The 21,394-nt window shown below is 53.7% G+C and carries 16 protein-coding genes and 1 pseudogene; 5 read left to right on the top strand and 12 right to left on the bottom strand.

The features are described from left to right. Positions 1–79 precede the first annotated feature (79 nt). The gene (gene pepF / locus NSQ51_RS08685) at positions 80–1,936 is read left to right on the top strand and encodes an oligoendopeptidase F (protein ID WP_121650088.1); all 1,857 of its coding nucleotides are present in this window, start codon (positions 80–82) and stop codon (positions 1,934–1,936) included. 383 nt (positions 1,937–2,319) lie between these two features. Here the strand turns inward: pepF and NSQ51_RS08680 are convergent, their stop codons facing one another. From NSQ51_RS08680 to NSQ51_RS08650, 7 genes and pseudogenes are all read right to left on the bottom strand, one after another. Further along, positions 2,320–3,789 (bottom strand): nicotinate phosphoribosyltransferase, encoded by a 1,470-nt coding sequence (locus NSQ51_RS08680; protein ID WP_015374911.1) that lies wholly within the window; start codon positions 3,787–3,789, stop codon positions 2,320–2,322. 80 nt (positions 3,790–3,869) lie between these two features. Beyond that, a complete protein-coding gene (locus NSQ51_RS08675; RefSeq protein ID WP_121650087.1) occupies positions 3,870–4,421 on the bottom strand; it encodes an isochorismatase family cysteine hydrolase in 552 nt (183 codons plus the stop codon). A gap of 166 nt (positions 4,422–4,587) precedes the next feature. Further along, positions 4,588–5,337, bottom strand: coding sequence for a membrane protein insertase YidC (gene yidC, locus NSQ51_RS08670; protein ID WP_033017024.1), 750 nt, complete (start codon positions 5,335–5,337; stop codon positions 4,588–4,590). Positions 5,338–5,379: 42 nt separating this feature from the next. Continuing rightward, a complete protein-coding gene (locus NSQ51_RS08665; protein WP_033016997.1) occupies positions 5,380–5,649 on the bottom strand; it encodes a hypothetical protein in 270 nt (89 codons plus the stop codon). Between the two features lie 81 nt (positions 5,650–5,730). Then, the gene (locus NSQ51_RS08660) at positions 5,731–9,891 is read right to left on the bottom strand and encodes a bacteriocin-processing peptidase family protein (RefSeq protein WP_049624868.1); all 4,161 of its coding nucleotides are present in this window, start codon (positions 9,889–9,891) and stop codon (positions 5,731–5,733) included. 146 nt (positions 9,892–10,037) lie between these two features. Beyond that, positions 10,038–10,388, bottom strand: a pseudogene (locus NSQ51_RS08655) (alpha/beta hydrolase); the annotation flags it as partial. Between the two features lie 34 nt (positions 10,389–10,422). Then, positions 10,423–10,926 (bottom strand): metal-dependent hydrolase, encoded by a 504-nt coding sequence (locus tag NSQ51_RS08650; protein ID WP_033017000.1) that lies wholly within the window; start codon positions 10,924–10,926, stop codon positions 10,423–10,425. A gap of 170 nt (positions 10,927–11,096) precedes the next feature. On the opposite strand from NSQ51_RS08650, the gene NSQ51_RS08645 reads away from it, so the two are divergent. From NSQ51_RS08645 to narI, 4 genes are read left to right on the top strand one after another with little or no spacing between them, the layout of a single operon-like run. Beyond that, entirely contained in the window at positions 11,097–14,783 is a 3,687-nt protein-coding gene (locus tag NSQ51_RS08645) for a nitrate reductase subunit alpha (protein WP_033017003.1), read from the top strand. Further along, positions 14,773–16,242 carry a nitrate reductase subunit beta gene (narH, locus tag NSQ51_RS08640; RefSeq protein ID WP_033017004.1) on the top strand — a complete coding sequence of 490 codons (1,470 nt, stop codon included), beginning with the start codon at positions 14,773–14,775 and terminating at the stop codon, positions 16,240–16,242. Before NSQ51_RS08645 ends, narH begins: the two co-directional genes overlap by 11 nt. Positions 16,243–16,296: 54 nt before the next feature. Continuing rightward, the gene (gene narJ, locus NSQ51_RS08635; protein ID WP_121625892.1) at positions 16,297–16,872 is read left to right on the top strand and encodes a nitrate reductase molybdenum cofactor assembly chaperone; all 576 of its coding nucleotides are present in this window, start codon (positions 16,297–16,299) and stop codon (positions 16,870–16,872) included. Then, entirely contained in the window at positions 16,848–17,552 is a 705-nt protein-coding gene (narI, locus tag NSQ51_RS08630; RefSeq protein WP_033017006.1) for a respiratory nitrate reductase subunit gamma, read from the top strand. The genes narJ and narI overlap by 25 nt, the downstream gene beginning before the upstream one ends. Before the next feature lie 218 nt (positions 17,553–17,770). Here the strand turns inward: narI and NSQ51_RS08625 are convergent, their stop codons facing one another. The 5 genes from NSQ51_RS08625 to NSQ51_RS08605 form a co-directional block, all read right to left on the bottom strand. After that, the gene (locus NSQ51_RS08625; RefSeq protein WP_020278823.1) at positions 17,771–18,298 is read right to left on the bottom strand and encodes a hemerythrin domain-containing protein; all 528 of its coding nucleotides are present in this window, start codon (positions 18,296–18,298) and stop codon (positions 17,771–17,773) included. Positions 18,299–18,370: 72 nt separating this feature from the next. Continuing rightward, the gene (locus tag NSQ51_RS08620) at positions 18,371–18,511 is read right to left on the bottom strand and encodes a hypothetical protein (protein ID WP_033017007.1); all 141 of its coding nucleotides are present in this window, start codon (positions 18,509–18,511) and stop codon (positions 18,371–18,373) included. A 171-nt stretch (positions 18,512–18,682) separates the two neighbouring features. After that, a complete protein-coding gene (locus NSQ51_RS08615; protein WP_033017009.1) occupies positions 18,683–19,477 on the bottom strand; it encodes a uroporphyrinogen-III synthase in 795 nt (264 codons plus the stop codon). A gap of 209 nt (positions 19,478–19,686) precedes the next feature. Continuing rightward, the gene (locus tag NSQ51_RS08610) at positions 19,687–19,932 is read right to left on the bottom strand and encodes a hypothetical protein (RefSeq protein WP_053532846.1); all 246 of its coding nucleotides are present in this window, start codon (positions 19,930–19,932) and stop codon (positions 19,687–19,689) included. Between the two features lie 108 nt (positions 19,933–20,040). Beyond that, a complete protein-coding gene (locus NSQ51_RS08605) occupies positions 20,041–21,288 on the bottom strand; it encodes an RNA-guided endonuclease TnpB family protein (protein ID WP_047817673.1) in 1,248 nt (415 codons plus the stop codon). Between the last annotated feature and the right edge of the window lie 106 nt (positions 21,289–21,394).

The following is a 21,394-nucleotide window of genomic DNA, read 5'->3' as shown; positions in this document are numbered from 1 at the left end:
CCTTTCTTTATTTTTGGCTAAAATCGTTCCGCTTGCGCATACTACCAACAAGAGGAAAAAACGGAAAGGACGTGATGATATGAAGCGCTGGCTTCTTGGGCTCGCCGCTGTGCTTCTTTTCGCCTCCCCATGGCCGGCATCAGCCGCCGAAACCGCATACGAATGGAACCTAGCCGACATTTATCCATCCGAAGCCGAGTGGATGCACGACTACAAGGCGGTGCAAAACGCCTTGCCGAAACTGGCGGCGTTTGAAGGAAAACTCGATGATGAAAAGACGATCGCCAAACTGTTCGCCCTCAACGAACAAACGGCCCGCAAGCTCGAAAAACTGGCGCTTTACACCCATTTAAAACGCGATCTGAACATTGAAGACGAGGCAGCGGCCCGGTTTGGGGCAAAAGTGGAAGCGCTCGCCGCCCAATATGCGGCGAAAACAGCGTTCATCGAGCCGGAACTGCTCGCCCTACCCGAGCGGACGCTCAAGAAGCTCCAAACGAGCAAAGAGCTGAAAGCGTACCGCTATTACTTCCATGAGTTGCGCGAGCAAAAGCCGCATACGCTTACGAAACGCGAAGAACGGCTGCTCGCGAAACTATCGCCGGTGCTCGGCGAGACGGAGAACATTTATGACCACGCCGTCCGCGGCGATTACGAGCCGCCGTCTGTCACGATGCCGAATGGAAAAACAGTGACATTGACCGACGACCAATACGCCGCCATGCTCGAGCACCCGGACCGCCGCTATCGAAAGGCGGCGTTTGAAGCGAAAGCGAAAAGCTATGAGGCGCTCGAGCAGACCGCCGCGGCGACGTTGTACGCCTCGGTCAAAGCGGACGAATTGTATGCGAACGTGCGCCGCTATCCATCCGGCCTGGCCGCCGCTCTGGCCGCCGACGATGTCCCGAAGGAAGTGTTCGACAACTTAATCGCCGCCACCCGCCGCCATTTGCCGGCGCTGCACCGCTATATCGAATTGCGGCGGCGCGCGCTCGGGCTTGACCGCGTTCACAGCTATGATTTGTACGTGCCGCTTGTCGGCGAAACGGCGAAATCGATCCCAGTTGAAACAGCGAAAACGTTCATTGTCGAAGGGCTCAAGCCGCTCGGCGCCGACTATATCAAACAGGTGCACCGAGCGTTTCAAGAGCGATGGCTTGATGTCTTCCCGCGCCCGAAAAAATATACCGGCGGCTACAACACGGGAGCGTATGACACCCATCCGTTCATCTTGCTCAATTACAACGGTTCGCTTGATGGCGTATTGACGATGGCTCACGAGCTTGGGCACGCCATGCATTCCGTCTACACGAACCGCGCGCAGCCGTACCATTATTCCGGTCATTCGATTTTCACCGCCGAAGTCGCCTCGACCGCGAACGAATGGCTCATGCTCGATTATTTGTACAAACAGGCGAAAACAAAAGAAGAAAAACTCCGCCTGCTCGTCGAACAAATCGAGCAAATCCGCGGCACGTTGTACACGCAAGTGATGTATTCCGAATTTGAACGGATGATTCATGACAAAGTGCGCCAAGGCGGCAGTCTGACAGCGGACGAACTGAACCATCTTTGGCTTGGCCTGCTGAAAACGTATTACGGCCCGGCGTACGCCGCCGATCCCGGCGCCGCGCGCGGCTGGCTGCGCATCCCACATTTTTATGACGCCTTTTATGTATACAAATATGCCACTTCGCTCGCGGCGTCGTACACCATTGTGAGCGGCATCCAAACCGATGCAAGCGGCAAGGCGGTGAAGCGGTACACACAATTTTTGCGCTCCGGCGCATCCGATGATCCGATCCGTCTGCTCAAGCGAGTCGGAGTGGATATGACAAGCCCCGAACCGATCGAGCGGGTCTTAGGTCATTTCGCCGAACTCGTTGACGAACTCGATCGACAGCTGCCAAGCCAAAACCGTCAGCGGTCTATATAGATGCAATTTAAAGCTTTAACATTTTTTGTCTTTGCCGGTCATTGCATCCGACTGTCGAGTGACCGAACAACGCCGCTTAAAGACCCATATATGGGTCTGTGAAGCAGGTGGTTGTTCGGTCTTCCGTCACGCCTTGGCGTGACGGGGCAAGCCACACGCTTGCCTTCGACAGTCGAAAATGGACAAACCGCTTTTCCGTCAAGGATATGTTAAACTTCTTCGTTACATCTATATACATGAAAGAGGTGTCCCGCGCCGTTCGGGACACCTTTGTTATTGCGGCGGAAAAAAGAATATCGCTTTGCGTTGCAACGCGCGGGACCGGTTAAGGCGGTCGATCGCGTACAAAGCGACATCATGCGCTTGCCCCGCAGCCAAGACGGTTATTCACTTAAAGATGCGCCTGCAATTTTTTCTTTCACCTTGCGGATGTTTTCCATCTTATTGTCCCAACACGCTTGGCTCAAATCAACGGGATATTGCTCGGGATTGAGCGTCCGTTTGTACTCCTCCCAAAACAAGCGCAAGCTTTCTTTTGCGTACGCTTGAATGTCCGGAAGCGGCGGCGACGTATACACGAGCCGGCCGTTGTCGAAGATCGTCACATGCAAGTCACGCGCTTCGAAATTGGTGACGAATTTGCTGATGAACGTGTACACCGGATGGAACATTTTCAACCGCTCTTCTTGCTGCGGGTTTTCGCTCTCTAAGGCGATGTAGTCGCCTTCCGCTTTATGGTTGATTTTGTTGACGATGCGGTACACCCGCTTCAGCCCCGGCGTCGTCACTTTTTCCGGATTGCCGCTGATTTTGATCGTATCGACCATCTCACCGCGTTCGTTTTCGATCGCCACCATTTTGTACACGGCGCCGAGCGCCGGCTGATCGTACGCCGTAATGAGTTTGGTGCCGATCCCCCACACATCGATTTTCGCCCCTTGCGACTTCAAGTTTAAAATCGTATCTTCGTCCAAATCGTTTGAGGCGAAAATTTTCGCGTTCGGAAATCCGGCTTCATCGAGCATTTTCCGCGCTTCTTTCGACAAATAGGCCAAATCGCCGCTGTCGATGCGGATGCCGATAAAGTTGATTTGGTCGCCCAGCTCCTTCGCGACGCGAATGGCGTTTGGCACCCCCGACTTCAACGTATCGTACGTATCGACAAGAAAGACACAGTCTTTATGGCGGCGTGCATACTTCAAAAAGGCCGTGTATTCATCCTGATACGCTTGAATCATTGAATGGGCGTGCGTTCCGGCGACCGGAATGCCAAACAGCTTCCCGGCACGCACGTTTGATGTCGCCTCAATCCCGCCGATATACGCTGCGCGCGCGCCCCAAAGCGCCGCATCCATCTCCTGCGCCCGCCGGCTGCCGAACTCCAAGGCCGGCTCATCCCCGAGAATATGCTTAATGCGCGACGCTTTCGTGGCGATGAGCGTCTGGAAATTGATAATGTTTAAAATAGCCGTTTCGATGAGCTGCGCCTCGGCGAGCGGCGCCTCGATGCGCATAATCGGTTCATTGGCAAACACCACTTCCCCTTCGCGCATCGAACGGACCGTGCCGGTGAAGCGAAGCGTCCGCAAATAGTCTAAAAAGTCGTCGCGGTAGCCAAGTTCTTGGCGCAAATAGTCGATGTCGCTGTCAGAAAATCGGAACTGCTGCAAAAACTGAATGACGCGCTCCAACCCAGCGAACACCGCATAGCCGTTGCCAAACGGCAGCTTGCGGAAAAACACTTCAAACACAGCGCGGCGCTCATGCATACGATCTTCCCAATACGTCTCGACCATATTGATTTGATATAAGTCCGTATGAAGCATCAAGCTGTCATCAGCATATGTCTTCATGAATTGCTACCTCCAACACACGAATGACGGCGCCGCCGAATAAAACAATGTTCATCGTCTATTCTATCACGTTTTCTCCATTATTCCACTATTTTCGCGCCTAGCGTATGGCGAAAATGGCGGAGCGCCCATTCGTGTCCCGCCGCGTCGAAGCTCGCCACCGCCCGCCGGTGGACGACGATGCGAAATCCTTTGTTGTACGCATCGACCGCCGTATGGAGGACGCAAATATCGGTGCAGCAGCCGACCAAATGCACTTCCGTGATGCCTCTTTCGCGCAATTTCAGCTCCAAATCCGTTCCGGCGAACGCGCTGTAGCGCGTTTTGTCCATCCAATACACATTGTTTTTATGCTTGTTCCCCTGATACACCGCCTCGAGCTCCCCGTACAGCTTTCGCCCCTCCGTCCCTTCAATGTTATGCGGCGGAAACAACTTCGTTTCCGGATGATAGTCGTCTCCCGCCACATGCTTGTCAATGGCAAAGACGACAAAATCACCGTTGTCAATAAACTGTTTCGTCACCCGCACGAGCTCTTTTTCAATAGCCTGCCCCGATTTCCCGCATGTAAGCGCGCCATGATCGGCGATGAAATCGACGGTGTAGTCGATGTTAATAAGCGCTTTGTTCATTCCCGTTCACTCCTTTTCCTCTTCCTGCATGGTCGGGTTGCTGTTTTTTCATCCCGCCTACATCTTGTTGGGCTTTTCTACCATTATACCATAGCAATATGGATAGCAGATAAGACAACAAATCCCCTGCCTGCTTTGAAGCAGACAGGGGATTGTCGAAGTCGTTTTAGCTGTTTTCCGCCGCTTTGGCCGCTTTCATTTGAGCACGCAAAATGAGCGACTGGATGATCGAGAAGCAGCCGCCAACGACCCAATAGAGCGACAGCGCCGATGGAACGGAGCTGGCGCCGATAAAAATCATAACCGGCATGATGTACGACATCATCGCCATTTGCGGCATTTGTTCTTCAGCCATCGACGGCGACAGGCGGAGCGAGATGAACGTCGTCAACGCCGCTAAAACGGGCAAAATGAAATACGGATCGCGATGGCCGAGCTCGACCCATAAGAACGAATGCGTTTTAATTTCTTGCGTCCGCGAAATCGCGTAATACAGCGCCATAAAAATCGGCATTTGAATGAGCACCGACAGGCAGCCGCTCGCCGGGTTGACGCCGTGCTTTTGATACAGCTGCATCATTTCTTGCTGGAGCTTGCGCTGCGTTTCCGGGTCTTTGCTTTTATATTTTTCTTGCAGCTTCATAAGCTCCGGGCGCAGTTTTTGCATGGCGATCGATGCGCGGAACTGCTTCAAAATGAGCGGCAGCAAGCAAAAGCGGACGATGAGCGTCAGCACGATAATGGCGATGCCGTAATTGTCGCCAAACCAGTGCCCAAGCGTCAAAAGAAGCTTCGACATTGGATAGACAAAATAATGGTTCCAAATGCCTTGACTATGTTCGTCGATCGGTTCGTTGCGGTTACAGCCGGCAAGAAGCAAAACGGCGCCAAGCAGCACCAATACCCATTTTTTCATGAAAAGCCCTCCTTCAATATCATGTTGCAAAATCATGCCGTTTCAACATAAAGGAAAGGGCCTTCCATCCTCATCCGTTCGGCTTGTCCGTTCCCAAACGGGAATTTTCCGCCGCTGCGGCAAAAACAGCGGGCGCCATGGAAGCGCCGCCCGTTCGGCGCCTCCCTCTGCTTCATGCTCGCGAACCGCTGCCAACGCCGGTTCATAAAACAGCGAACCTGCCATCCGGCGCGCGCTCGTATGTCCTTTCATGATGATCCATAGCGCGCCGACAAGCGACATATACACAAGCAAATCAATAGGCGCTTCCATGCGTCCACCTCCCTTTCGCCTGTCGATTGTTCTCTTTCCATACAATAGCAAACTTTCAACCGAAAGAAAAGCAACAATTGATCACATCCGCTCCAAGCGGTGAAATGCCGGCTCGTCGGCTGCCAAGACGGCCAGCTCCCCGCTTTCATCGGCCGCCAGCGCCGCCCGAAGCTCTTCTTTCGCCTCATCGAAGCGTCCAAGCAGTGCGAGATAGCGGGCTCGTTCGTAGCGAAGCCGGGCATCGTTGGCCATATGGACGCACCGCTCGATGGTCGCGAGCGCCTGATCGATGCGCCCCGCTTCTTCATAAACAGCCGCAAGCTGCATATGGAACTCTTCATCCTCAGGATACCAATCAGCATAGCGCTCCCAAAGCGCCGCTGCTTCTTGATAGCGGCCCGTTTCCATATAATGCTCGCCAAGCAACATGAGCGCCTCACGGGCGAGCGGTTCTTCCGCCACAGTCTCCTCGAGCTGCCGCTCGGCTTTCTCGCGCTGTCCTTCTTGAAGCCAAACGACCGCCTGCAACACGCGCAGGTCGACATCATCCGGGTCATCAGCCAGCAGCCGCTCCAGCCAGCGCTTCGCTTCCTCGCGTTTTCTTTCCTCATCGGCGGCCAATAAATATTCCACAAATTCTTGCGCCAAAGACGGATCCCAAACGCGGGCGAGCGCTTTGCGCCACGTTTTCACGGCATCGCTGTCCAATTCGAGCGCGGCATATAAGCGGGCGAGCCGCCTGTAGGCTTCCGCATCGCTGCGGTTGAGGCGAATCGCTTCGTCGTAGAAATCGGTCACAATCGAAAACAAGACAACGGTGCCGACCCATTCTTTCGCTTTTGTCCACCATCGCACCGGTTCGTCATGCCCCCCCTTCTCCTCGCCAAAATACGGGAAAAGAGCCGAGGCAGTGTTCCGATACATCACGCTTTTCGCCTCGCGGCTTGCCTTCAGCCGCTCGAGTCGATGGCGCAGCTTCCCTAAGCCGCGCATCGTTTTCGGAAAGAGAGCCACATACAACGGGTACAACGATTCATCGTCCGGATGGCGCACCATCAACTGTTCGAGCAGTTTCGCCGCCTCTTTTTGGCTTCCTTCCGCGATCAGCACCATCGCCCAATGGCGGAGCACTTCAGGATGGTCCGGGTCAAGAGCAAGCGCCTTCTCGACGGCCGCCTTTTCTTGATCGCGGCGCTCAAGCGCTCCATAAACATATCCAAGGCTGTCGTAATACCACACCTCCCCTGCATGCGGACGGGCGTCAGCCAACGCGCGGAGAAGCGCGGAAGGCTCCGCGATCGCGGCAAGCTGCTCCATATCGATGCGCTTCGGGGCCAAGCGCACCGCCTGAAGCAAATGCGCGTGCTGCCGCTCTTCGTTTTCTTCCGCCTCATAGAGTGAAGCTAAGCGAAAATGGCAAAGGACAAACGATGGATCGGCTTTGAGACAAGCCTCATACTGTTGTTTCGCCTCTTCGTGGCGTCCAAGCGAGGCGCACAGCTCCGCGAGCCGGAAGAGGGAAAGCGCATGGCCCATGGCGGCAGCTTCTCGGTAAAACGCCATGGCCTTCGACGGCCGGCCTTGCCGTTCATAAAGGGCGCCGAGAGCGGAATGGGCCGAAGCGAGTGTCGGGCGAGCCGAGACAAGCTGCTCTAAAAACGCCCGGCCGCGTTCCTCTAAAGACGGCGTTGCCAGCTGATCAAGGTAAAACTCGTACGCTTCTTCCGCCTCAAACTCAGCCAGACGCAACCCTTCTTCCAACCACGACAGCGCCGTCTCGCGTCCTTCCCCCTCGTCGGCGAACCCATGGGCGACAAGCCATCTTCCCGCGTTCAGCCAATATTCGCTGTTGTTGGCAAAACGGGTGCGCTGCTTGATTACATACCGGCGCGCCGCTTCCACATCCCCGCGCTCCGCGAGGGCGGCCGCCAAGCCGAGATGGGCGAACACGTCATCGCTGTCATGGCGGATCGCCTCTTCGTAGCACGAAACCGCTTGTTCCGCCTCTCCTTCCTCCATATAGAGATCGCCAAGGCGGACGTAAAGCGGCGCCAACCGCCAGGCGGCGGCCAATCCCTCTTCCAACACCGCTTTCGCTTTTTCCCGATCACCGTCGTCATCATACAAGTCAGCCAACATCAAATACGGGTACGGTTCCTGCGGGTCGAGCGCTTTGGCGACGCAAAAGCCGCGTTCCGCCTTGCGCCTTCGGCCGAGCTCCCGATCGCAGCAGGCCCGCTCATACCAAAGCTGGGCATCCCGCCGCTCGCGGCGCACAAGACGATCAAACCAGTCGCGCGCTTCGGCAAACCGCTTCGCATGGAACAACAGCACACCGTGATTCGTTTCGATAAACAAATCGCCCGGATACAGGCTGACTGCCACGCGCGAAGAGATGAGCCCTTTTTCGATATGACCGGCGTACGCCGAGGCGAGCCCGAAATAGCTCCACACTTCCGGCTGGTCTGGGTCCAACTGGAGCGAGGTGCGAAAATAGCGAGCCGCCTCTTCATAGCGGCTGGCAAAAAAGGCGATTCGGCCGCGCAAATAATGGTAGAGCGGGCTTTGTGCCTTTCCTTTCACCCGTTTGAGCACCTCTTCAGCCTTCTCCATTTCTTGCGTGTAGACATACGCTTTCGCCGCCATCAGCAGCAAGTCGTTATGTTCCGGATACTCGTTCAAGACTCGTTCCGTATACTCCAATACAAGCGGCTTCGCCTCGTCGATGCCGAAATGCTTCATGACATACAGCCATGTGTACGGGATGTGCTCATGCTGGCGCAAAAAGGCGACAAAGGCGGCGAAATGCGCCTGTTCGTCCTCGTCCATCTTTTCAGCCAACGCGTGCAGCTCACGGAAATAGCGGTCCTCCTCCTCCGGAAGCTCGGCGGCGAGCGCCGCTTTTTCCCGGGGAAGCGCCACAATCGACAAATAATGCGTCCCTGCATACCACTTGGCAAGCTCGTCCTTGGAAACGACAAACGGATCAAACAGATTCGGGTCTTGCACATAAAACGCCTCGAGCCGTTCGTCATAGCCAAACAGCACTTGGACGTGTGATGACTGTTCGTAATCGACGCTTAACAGCACCGGAACGCCCTCATCAATGAGCCGCTTCCAGCGCGGCAGCGTGCCGATGAAAAAGCGGCAAACAAATCCAATATCTTCCAAATAATGTACGGTCGTGGACAGCTTCGATCCGCGCACATCAAAAATATGTTCGGCCACTTCATCCTGCGTGCGGGGGGAACCAAGCAATCGAAGCATCATTTCCAGACTCGCCGGCACGCAATAGTTGTGCTTTTGCACGACCGGCACAAGCGGCAGCGCCACCGACCGTTTCCCTTGCCGCCCAAGCGCGCGGGCGTACGGCGTTTTTTCAAGCTGCGGCTCCGCTTTCACAAGCGATTCAAGCTTCTCCCATTCCTCAAGCTGGTAATACAGTTCGGCGCGCAAATGGGCGAAATAACGGCGATGCATATGAAGCGGATTCAGGCTGTCAAGTTCCTCCATCGCCGCGAGCGCCTCGCGGTAGGCGCGCACATCGCGCAGGCGGCGCACGCGCTCAGCGTAAAACGCTAACACTTGCGGAAAACGCTGCTTTCCTTCTTCCAAAACGGCAAGCGCCTCGCGGTGGCGGCCATCGAGCGCATACAAATCGGCAAGAAGCAAATAGCACATATCGCCGCGCTCCGGGTCATCGAGACCGGCGCAAATCACCTGTTCGGCGCGCTTCCGGTCGCCGGTCTCGATATAAAAATAGCCCCACTTGTCATGCATCGGCGCCGTCTCATAGCGGGCAACCACATCCATCCATTCGTGCGCCTCATCGATCCGCTGCATATCCAATAAAGCGCGCACCAACGCAAACGCCGCCCGGGCGATCGCTTCCCTCGGCTCCTCCACCCGGCCATCGAGCGCGGCGGTCAGGCGCGGAGTGAGCGCCTCTTCCACATCGAGCGGCCGGCGTTGATCGAGCCATTCGTCGCACAACCATGCGAGCGTCTGCAGCGTGTTGAACTTCCGGTGGGCGTACCGGGCGACAAGCCCGCTATGCCGGTACATAAGCGCGTAGTCGAACAGGCGGACAAGCGTCCGAAACGGTTCGATCTCGTCCCACGAAGCCATGAGCGGCCGCCATTGAAACAATCCCATATTTTCTAAATGCGGCCGCACCTGGGCAAGGGCATCCACGATTCGTTTTTCTTCAACGAGCAATGCGATCGGTTTGATATGATTCATACAAAGAAAACTCCCTTATTCTTTTTCCAGCTATTTATTAAGTGTAGAACAAGCCCGGCAAAACAGCCACATATTTTTTCACAAAAATACCGACAAACAAAAAATGGCCTCTCCTTTGAACAGGATCAGCCATATACCGATTCGTTTTATCCGGCGTGCTTGGCGAAAAATTCGAGAGACCGTTCAATAATCATCGGTTGGTCGTAATCGAGCGTCGCCACATGGTAGCTGTTTCGGAGGCGGACGATCTCTTTCTCCGTCGATGAAATACCTTGAAAGATGATGTCGGCGTTTCCCGGCGGCACGACGTGATCTTCGTCAGAGACAAAAATCAACGCCGGACAGACGATGCGATCGAGTTTCGCTTTTGTCTGTGCCATCAGCCTAGCCAGCTGAAGAAGAGAAGCGGTCGGCGTTTTCTCGTATGCCAGCTCTTTCACATCCGGATTTTTCAAGTCCGAACCGATCGAATCCAGATACCTCGGCAGCTCGCCCCCGCACCTCTTTTTTCCTTTTTTTGATCGGACGCCGTTACCACATCGACAACCATGACCACCACCATTCGTGAAACAAGCCGTTGACGCCAAAATAGACGAATGCGATCCAAGCGATGCCAACCAATGCTTTCTCCATCCCTTTTCCCGTCCGATAGAGCGGCACTTTCCACCGCTTGGACGAAAACGGCCAAAACAGCGGCACCCCTTGAACAGAAAAAAAGTCTTCCACAATATGAAACAAGTAGCCGAGCACGAGCCCAGCGGTAAACGGCGACGCCGAGTCGCGCCAGACGAGGGCGGCAAGCACCCCCCAGACGATGAGCGAATGCGTCATGCCGCGATGGCCGAACGCTTCTTTTACTTTCCCCGCGACGCCGAACGAACGGCGGCCGACGTATGACGACGGCTCGTCAATGTCAGGAAGAAGGCTGCCGATGACAAGCCCCACCGTATAGGCGGCGGTAAACGGCAGCTTTGTATGCGCGGCCGCCGCCGCGCCGAGGCATAATGTGGCAATGACATGGCTGGAGTATCGCAACGAAATCCCCTCAAACTTTTATCGTTTTCCCCATTATACCACAGAAAAGAATATTCGTTCGTTTTTTGACGGATTTGTGACAATGATGCCAAGTGTGACAAAGTTAACATCGCGTTATTAACATCATGGCTATAGTTAAAAGTACACAACGCTAATAAGGAGTGAAGCAAATGAAACGAAAACGATCTCCGTTCATCAACCGTTTCAAATATATTCGGCCGATCGAGCGCCAAGCCGACGGCCATAGCGAAACAACCTACGGCGACCGCGCCTGGGAAGATGCATACCGTCGCCGCTGGCAGCACGACAAAGTCGTCCGCTCGACCCATGGCGTCAACTGCACGGGGTCGTGCAGCTGGAACATTTACGTCAAAAACGGCATCGTCACCTGGGAAGGACAGCAGCTCGACTATCCGTCGACCGGGCCGGATATGCCGGACTTTGAACCGCGCGGCTGCCCGCGCGGCGCGAGCTTCTCATGGTATATGTACAGCCCGCTGCGCGTCAAATACCCGTATGTCCGCGGCATCTTGCTTGACATGTGGCGCGAGGCGCTCTCCCATCATCCAAACAACCCGCTTGAGGCGTGGAAAAGCATCGTTGAAGACCGCGAAAAAGCGAAGCGCTACAAACAGGCGCGCGGGAAGGGCGGATTCGTGCGCGTCAGCTGGGATGAAGCATTGACGCTTGTCGCCGCTTCTTTATTGTATACGGTCGTCAAATACGGCCCGGACCGCAACGTCGGCTTCTCCCCGATTCCAGCCATGTCGATGGTCAGCCATGCCGCCGGATCGCGCTTCATGCAGCTGATGGGCGGGCCGATGTTAAGCTTCTATGATTGGTACGCCGACTTGCCGCCGGCGTCGCCGCAAATTTGGGGCGACCAAACGGACGTGCCGGAGTCAAGCGACTGGTACAACGCCGGCTACATCATCACCTGGGGCTCGAACGTCCCGCTCACCCGGACTCCGGACGCTCACTTTTTAGCCGAAGTGCGCTACCGCGGCACGAAAGTCGTCTCCGTCAGCCCAGATTACGCCGAGTCGACAAAATTCGCCGACGACTGGCTGTCGGTGAAGCAAGGGACGGACGGCGCCTTGGCGATGGCGATGGGACATGTTATTTTAAACGAATATTACGTCAAACGGACCGTTCCATATTTTGAACGATATGCCAAAATGTACACCGATTTTCCGTTTGTCGTCACCTTAAAACAAAACGGCGGCACATGGACGGCCGGCCGCTTCTTGTTGGCGAAAGACCTTGGCAAACAAACGAACAATGCCGAATGGAAGCCGGTCATCTATGATGAAAACACCGACTCGTTTGTCGTGCCGAATGGAACGATCGGCGCTCGCTGGGAAGACAAAGGAAAATGGAACTTGCGTCTTGTTGATGAGGAAACAGAACAGCCTCTTGAGCCACGCCTGTCGTTTTTAGGGAGCGAAGATGAAGTCATCTCGATCCAGCTTCCATATTTCACCGCTGAGGGCGGAAAAACGATCGAACGCGCGGTTCCAGTGAAAAAAGTGCAAACCGTAACAGGAGACGTTTACGTCACGACCGTCTATGATTTGATTTTGGCCAACTACGGCATTGACCGCGGCATCGGCGGCACAGTCGCCCGCTCGTACGATGACGAGGTGCCATTCACGCCAGCATGGCAAGAAGCGATCACCGGCGTCGACCGCGAACTCGTCGTGAAAATCGCCCGTGAGTTTGCCGACAACGCGATCGACACAAACGGCCGGTCGATGATCATCGTCGGCGCTGGGATCAACCATTGGTTCAACTCCGATACGATTTACCGCGCCGTCTTGAACCTTGTCTTGTTCGTCGGCGCCCAAGGGGTGAATGGCGGCGGTTGGGCCCATTACGTCGGGCAGGAAAAGCTGCGGCCGGTGGAAGGATGGCAGACAATCGCCACCGCTCGCGACTGGGTCGGACCAGCGAAATTGCAAAACGGCACGTCATTCTTTTACTTTGCGACCGACCAATGGCGCTATGAAGAGCGGCCGGTCGATGAGCTCATCTCACCGCTGGCCAAAAAAGCGCGCTATTCACACCCTGGCGATTACAACGTCTTGGCCGCGCGGCTTGGCTGGCTGCCGTCGTACCCGACGTTTAACAAAAACGGCATCGAGCTGTATAACGAAGCAGTAAGCCATGGAGCCCGCACGCCGGAAGAGATCGGCGCCTACGTCGCGAAACAGCTGAAAAAGAAAGAATTGCAGTTTGCGATCGAGGATCCGGACAACGAGGCGAATTTTCCGCGCAACTTGATCGTCTGGCGCGCCAACTTAATCTCAAGCTCCGGCAAAGGGCACGAATACTTCTTAAAACATTTGCTTGGCACGACGAACGGCTTGTTAAACGATGACCGCGACAGCCTGCGCCCGGAAGAAATCCGCTGGCGCGATGAAGCGCCGGAAGGCAAGCTTGATCTGCTTGTCAACTTGGACTTCCGCATGGCCGGCACAGCGCTCTACTCCGATGTCGTCCTGCCGGCAGCGACATGGTATGAAAAACATGACTTAAGCAGCACGGATATGCATCCGTTCATCCATCCGTTCAATCCAGCCGTGCCTCCGCTCTGGGAAGCGCGCTCGGACTGGGATATTTTCAAATCACTCGCGAAAGCCGTATCTGATGTCGCCAAACAAGCCGGCTTAAAGCCAATGAAAGAAGTCGTCGCCACTCCGCTGTTGCACGATACGGCGCAAGAGCTGGCGCAGCCGTTCGGTGAAGTGAAAGACTGGAGCAAAGGCGAAACTGAACCGATTCCGGGCAAAACGATGCCGAACATTCACGTCATTGAACGCGACTATACCCTTCTTTACGACCAAATGACCGCCTTAGGTCCAAATGTCGCCCGCCAGCCGATCGGCACAAAAGGGATTGCCTGGTCAGCGAAAGACGAGTATGAACAGTTGAAACGCCGGCTCGGCACTGTCCGGCGCGCTTCCATCGCCGACGGCTGCCCGGATATCAGCGAAGCGAAAAAAGCGGCTGAAGCGATTTTGACGCTGTCATCAACTACAAACGGCAAAATGGCGGTGAAAGCGTGGGAGGCGCTTGAGAAAAAGACGGATTTGAAATTGGCCGATTTAGCGAAAGAACGCGAGGAAGAATGCTTTACGTTTGAACAAATCACCGCCCAGCCGAAAACGGTCATCACCTCGCCGGCGTTCAGCGGCTCGGAAAAAGGCGGGCGGCGCTACTCGCCGTTTACGACGAACGTCGAACGGCTCATCCCGTGGCGGACGTTGACCGGTCGGCAGTCGTTTTACATCGATCATGAACTGATGCACGAGTTTGGCGAAACGATGGCGACGTTCAAGCCGGTGTTGCCGCACCGTCCGTTTTCAAACAAACGCCCGAAAGAAAACGGAAAGGAAGTCATCTTGAACTATTTGACGCCGCATAACAAATGGTCGATCCACAGCATGTATTTCGACTCCTTGCCGATGTTGACGCTTTTCCGCGGCGGGCCGACCGTGTGGATGAACAAAGATGATGCGGCCGAAGCCGGCATCAACGACAACGACTGGATCGAATGTTTCAACGAAAACGGCGTCGTCGTCGCCCGCGCCGTCGTCTCCCACCGGCTGCCGCGCGGCATGGCGTTTATGCACCACGCGCAAGACCGCCATATTAACGTGCCGGGCACGAAGCTGACAAACAACCGCGGCGGCACACACAACAGCCCGACGCGCATCCACGTAAAGCCGACGCATATGATCGGCGGATATGCACAGTTAAGCTACGGTTTCAACTATTACGGACCGACGGGCAACCAACGCGACCTGTACGTCGTCATCCGCAAACTCGAGGAGGTTGATTGGCTTGAAGATTAAAGCGCAAATCGGAATGGTGATGAATTTGGACAAATGCATCGGCTGCCATACGTGCAGCGTCACGTGCAAAAACACATGGACGAACCGCCCCGGCGCTGAATACATGTACTTTAACAACGTTGAAACGAAACCCGGAATCGGCTATCCGAAACAATGGGAAAACCAAGAGAAGTATAGAGGCGGCTGGGAGTTGAAAAACGGCGAACTGCGGCTCAAATCCGGCTCGAAAGCGATGCGGCTCGTCAACTTGTTCTACAATCCGTACCAGCCTACGATCGACGATTACTACGAACCGTGGAATTACGACTATGAAACGTTGACGAACAGCCCGCTAAAACAATACCAGCCAGTGGCGCGGCCGAAATCAAGCATCACCGGCGAATGGATGGAGCTGTCATGGGGGCCGAACTGGGAAGACGATCTGGCCGGCGTCCATATCACCGGTTTGCGTGATCCGAACGTTGTCAAAATGGAGCAGGCGATCCAAACGGAATTTGAGAATGTCTTTATGATGTACTTGCCGCGCATTTGCGAGCATTGCCTCAATCCGTCATGCGTATCGAGCTGCCCGTCAGGCGCCATGTACAAACGCGACGAGGACGGCATCGTCCTCGTCGACCAAAACGCCTGCCGCGCTTGGCGGTATTGCGTCACAAGCTGTCCGTACAAAAAAGTGTATTTCAACTGGCAAACGAACAAAGCGGAAAAATGCACGCTCTGCTTCCCGCGCATCGAAGCCGGCATGCCGACGATTTGTTCGGAAACGTGCGTCGGCCGCATCCGTTACATCGGTGTGATGCTGTATGACGCTGACAAAGTGAAAGAAGCGGCGAGCGTCACAGATGAGAAACAGCTGTACCACGCCCAGCTTGATATTTTCCTTGATCCAAACGATCCAGCCGTCGCCGCCGCCGCGAAAGAAGCGGGCATCCCAGACGAATGGATCGCCGCCGCACAGCGCTCGCCGATTTACAAAATGATCGTCGACTGGAAAATCGCTTTGCCGCTGCATCCGGAATACCGGACGCTGCCAATGGTATGGTACATTCCGCCGCTGAGCCCGATCATGAATACGATCGAAGGAAAAGGAAGCCAAGCGAGCGCCGATGACATCTTCCCGGCCATTGATGAAATGCGCATTCCGATCGAATATTTGGCGAATTTGCTGACGGCGGGCGATACGGCGCACATCCGCACGACATTGAAAAAAATGGCGGCCATGCGCTCATACATGCGGGCGAAACAAACGAACAAACAGCCGGACACCCGTCTCATTGAATCGCTCGGCTTAAGCCGTGAAGACATTGAAGAGATGTACCGTTTGCTCGCGATTGCCAAATACGAAGACCGCTTCGTCATTCCAGCATCGCACCGCGAAGAAGTCGCTGACCTCTACGCCGAACAAGGCAGCTGCGGGCTGGCGTTCGCCGGCGGCCCGGGCGCTTGCGGCACGCTGTAAAAGGAGAAAGAAGGCGAGCCCCGCCCCCTTCAATAATGAAATGGAGGATTTACGATGAACAGCGAACAACAACAAACGGTCTTTCTATGTGTATCGTATTTGTTGTCTTACCCGGACGAACAGTGGGCCGAATCGCTTCCTGACTGCCTAGACGCCATCCGCTCGCTTGACGATGAAACCGTCCGCGCGCCGCTTTTGGCAGTGGCCGAACAGCTCGCGGTCACCCCGGCTCGAGAGCGGATGGAGCAATATGTCGAAACATTTGATTTCGGCAAAAAAACGAATTTGTACTTGACGTATATGACAAACGGCGAGCAGCGGGAGCGCGGAATCGAACTCGTTGCCTTAAAAGCGCGCTACGAGGCGGCCGGATTCTCCGTCTCCGATCACGAGCTGCCCGACTACTTGCCGCTCATGCTTGAATGGATGGCCTATGCAGATCAAGAGCATACGACTGCCTTGCTCGCCGATTATGCCGGCCATATCCGCGAAATCGGCGACCGGCTGGCAGCGGCAGGCAGCCCGTATGCACAGTTGTTTGACGCGCTCAATCACACATTCACTCAACTCGGCGTGACGCCGCTCCCGAAAGGAGGTGCAACGGCATGGCCAGCCAATTTCTCTGGGTGATTTTTCCGTATTTGGCGCTTGTCCTATTTGTCGCCGGCCATATTTGGCGCTACCAGCGCGACCAGTTTGGCTGGACATCCAAATCAAGCGAACTGCTTGAAAAACGGCAGTTGCGCCTTGGAAGCCTTCTCTTTCACTGGGGCATTTTGTTCGTGTTTGTCGGCCACGTGATGGGCATTCTCATTCCCAAGCCGTTTTACGAGGCGCTTGGCGTGACAGAAGAGATGTACCACGCCCTCGCCTTGGCAGGCGGCATTCCGGCCGGCTTGGCGGCCTTCGTTGGTTTGTTGATCCTTTTTCGCCGCCGCTTGACGGTCAAGCGCGTACGGACGACAAGCAGCACCGGCGACTGGGTCGCGCTCGGATTTTTGCTTGTCGTGATCGCCAGCGGGTTGTCGTCGACGTTTCTGAACATCGATTCGCACGGGTTTGATTACCGGACGACAATCGGCCCGTGGTTTCGCGGCCTTCTTACGTTCCGTCCGAACCCAGCTTATATGGAAGCGGTGCCGCTTTGGTTTCAGATTCATATTCTCGCTGCATTCGGTTTGTTCGCCGTCTGGCCGTTCACCCGTCTCGTTCACGTATTCAGCTTCCCGCTCCGCTACTTGCAGCGCAGCTACGTCGTCTATCGAAAGCGAATGCCAAAACAAGCAGAGCCGGTCAACCGCGCCAAGTAAGCGAGCGGCGGGCGTCACATCAGGAACCCTAAACTGAACAGGCGGAGGGGGCAACCGATTGCCTAACAGCCGGCCTGTCAACTTTAACGGCGGCGGGAACGAAACAACGTGCGCTTCCGCATACCCTAACGATCATGCATAACAACCGGCCAACAAATGAACCAATAATAAAAAACAGGATGCCCGTCGTTTGGGGCATCCTGTTTTCCATTTGTTACTTAGTTAATGCGCGCAAACAGCTCCTCTTTCTCCGCATCGGACAACAACCGCTCGGCCATCGGGAAGAGCACGTTCTCCTCTTTCATGAAGTGCTCATCCAAAATATGATACGCCTCAATCACCGCGCCGGCAAGCGTCAACGCCTGCCTGCTGTCGATGTTCTCCGGCAGCTGGGCGGTCTTTTCTAAAAACATGGAAAGTCGCGTTTTCGCCTGTTCGTGTTCGTATTCCATAACGGCGATAGGGCCGGTCGTCCGCCCGATGTACCGAGCCATCATTGGGAACAATACGCCTTCTTCCCGCTCCGAATGCGGATCTAGGGCGGCGACGAACGATTCAACTTTTTCTCTCAAATCAGCGAGCGGCTCACGCCAGTTGCGGTCATTTTCCCCGCGGCCGATCGCCTCCGCTGCGGCAAGCAGCTGCTCCATTTGGGCGCGCAGCGGGCCGTGTTCTTGTTTTAATTGCGCCAGACCGGCGCATAATTTCACCCCTTCAGGGCCGCCCATATGGCAAAATGAATGCATCATCAATTCCTCCTTTTTATGACCCGTCCGTTGTTTCCATTATACTGTGTGCAGCATCTCCATCGTTGTGAGTCATATCACACCGCCGACAGACAAGCGCAAAAAAAACAGCACGCTCGCCCCCATGAGCGACGCGCCGTAGCAAATCCCCGCCGAACCGTGCTCGCCATCTGCTGGAATGAGCTTCGTTTCATGCTCGCCCCGCCCTTTCATATGAAAAATACATACCCAGTTTTATTATAAGCGGAAAATGTTCGAAAAACTGTGACAAAAAATAAACAGTTTAGCATTTTTGATGAAACACATAATATAAAACATTTAACAAAAAGATGGTCTCTTATATAGCAGGTTGGACAATTGATATAAAACAACCCTCAACAGGGCTTATTGTTGAAAATAACGGGCAAGCGTCACAATCATCGCTCCCATCCGCTCATGTTCCGGGGCGATGACGCGATCGACTCCCTCTTCTTCCAATGCTTCTTTTGTCACTTTGCCAACGGCGCAGGCCACGACATCGGTGCGAAACGCGTCAAAGAGCGGTGTGATCTCTTTTTTCTCGCGGGCGAACGAAAAGAAAAAGCGGACTTGCATCGCCGATGTAAAACAGACGGCATCGACTTCGCGCCCGACAATTTCTTTATACAATGTCGCCAGTGTCCCCTCATCCGGAGCGATATGCCGGTATGGCAACAATTCCGTATACAAAGCGCCTTGTTCAAGAAAAAACTGCTTCAAGGCTGGCGCGGTATCGCCGTACAGCTGTACAACAACGTTTTTTTCCGCAAAGTCGTGCCCATAAAGAGCAGCAATCAACCCTTTCGTCGTCCCGTCCTCGCTTGCGGCCACCGGGGTGACGCCGATTTGTTTCAACGCCGTCACCGTTTTATAGCCGCGGGCAGCCACGTTCGCTTCCTTGATCGTTCGATGCCATTGAGCAGCCATTCCCTCCCGGTCGGCCGCTTCCAACAGCGCCTCAAAGCCGATTCCCGTCGTAAATACGATCCAGTCCGGCCGCATGGCGATGACGGTTCGCATTTCCTCTCCCAGTTCGCTTCCCTTTGAAAAGACGGTCCCTTGCGCCGGACGAATGATGGCCGTTCCTCCTTGCTTTTCAATAAGCGTTGTCATTTCGTCCAGTTTGCGTGACGCGCATAAGGCAATCCGTTTGCCATGCATGTCCCTTCCCCCTTATGGTCAGTCGTTCGTCCTTTCCATTCTAAAAGATGGTCTTTGCCTATGCAACAAAAACCATTCCGCTCCCTGGCACATCGCAACGCGAATGCCGCCTTCATTGGGTATAGAGCCCAGCGCAACAGAACAGACCGCAGGCAGAAACAGCCGACCACCATCAAAAAAACACGCGCCCAAAGACGCGTGCCCTCCGTTCAACGAGTATGTACCATGGCCTCTTCTCCCCGACGGTCAAAGGAACCGATGATGCGCTTCGGCTCGACGGAAATGAGCCGGTCCAACGGAATGTTCATTAGACGCATTTGCCGGTTGTAAACAAACAGTTTGCGCGTGTCCTGATACAGCTTGACCGGCAGCACGACCGCTTCCCCTTGATAGGTTTTTACACGCACCGGCTGCTTCTCGGCAATCCACGCCGACAGCTGTTCATACCATTCCATTCTGATTGTTCCCCCTTCTCATCCGATCCTACTTATGATTGTGAACTACCCCCACTTAATTTTCTAGCGAAAATTTGAAGTGGGGGCTTCCAAAGAAGTTTGACTGCTTCAAGCAATCCTTATTCTTTGAGGCGTGTCCACTTCGCCGCTAGAGCATAAGACACTCAGGTCTACAGCTTTACTTTTCTTTAAGATGTTTAATGCGCCATTGACATCAGCATTAATTAGTTTGCCAGACTTTGTTCGATACAAGCCGCGCTTAATACGTTTGCCGCTGAACTTATATTCTTTTGGATTGTCGGCATTATATTCAGGAATCTCATCGCCGTCAAAAAAGCTGGCTTGAGACGTATAGGATTCTTCCTGTTTCAAGAATTCAATGCCGTAAAATTCACAAAGATATTCTAGTTTTTCTTTTATGTTACCGAGAGGAATATTGACAAAGTTTTGATTTGTCTTTTTTCCTAGATTCATATTGCGTTGCCATGTTTCCGCATAGCCAATGACAAGTTTGCCAATTTGATTTTCAATACAGTAGTTAATGATGTAACGGCAAGTCTTGTTGATATAATCATTCACTTTATTATTGCGATTCATAGCAAGCAAAGCCTGTTTACGAGTGGTGCCTTTGATTTTTTGCTTATCTTTTATGCTTTGAAGTCTGGCATTTTCTTTGTTAAACCATTGATTTATACTTTTTAATCTCCGCCCATCAATGATGAATGATCTGCCGTCTGATGTGACACAAGTGGCAAGATTGTTTAATCCTAAATCAATTGCCAGTGCTTTTTGGTCGTTTAATTCTCTTTGATCTTCAGGCATTTCATATTTGTACTGAATCTCAAAGAACCTGGCATGATGCTTAGGAATGATTTCAATCTGCTTAATCTTTTTGTCCAGTAACACAGGCGGAATCGTTATCGTGATAGGCTTGTGAGTCTTTTTAAATAGGCGAGAATACGGTATCGTGAATTTGTTGCCGTCTATACGAATCTGGCCAATGATCAGTGAATGAAAGCCATCTTTTTTAAGATATTTTGGAATACTGATAGCCTTGTGGTCATATTTTCCTTGTTTGGCAAGACTGATCAAACCAAAGAAAGATTTAAAGGCTTCATTGACCTTTTTTAAAATTTGCTGTGCCATGTTGCTGTTTAACAGCTTATAGTTTTCGTTAGTTTTTGCAAGATGATAATTTTTCTCATAATTAAGAAATTCCTTGTGTTCAAAATAGTATTGTCTGACATTGTACAATCCGACGTTGTACATGTTCTTGGCAATATGGCACAGTTCTCGAAGAGTCAAGTATTCTTCTTTGGTCAAACCATTTAGCTGTTGTTTGATACAAAAATACATTTTTTCACCTCCCATCTAACTATATTATACTATATTTTACTGAATCTATCCTATTTTCAGCAAAATATAGTTAAGGCGATTCATCTCCCACTTACTCCGCTTCGCT

It is taken from the genome of Geobacillus sp. FSL K6-0789 (genome assembly GCF_038593135.1).
GTDB classification, from domain to species: Bacteria; Bacillota; Bacilli; order Bacillales; family Anoxybacillaceae; genus Geobacillus; species Geobacillus stearothermophilus.
The sequence above is the reverse complement of the archived record's forward strand: the minus strand, read 5'-3'. Positions and strand labels throughout refer to the sequence as shown.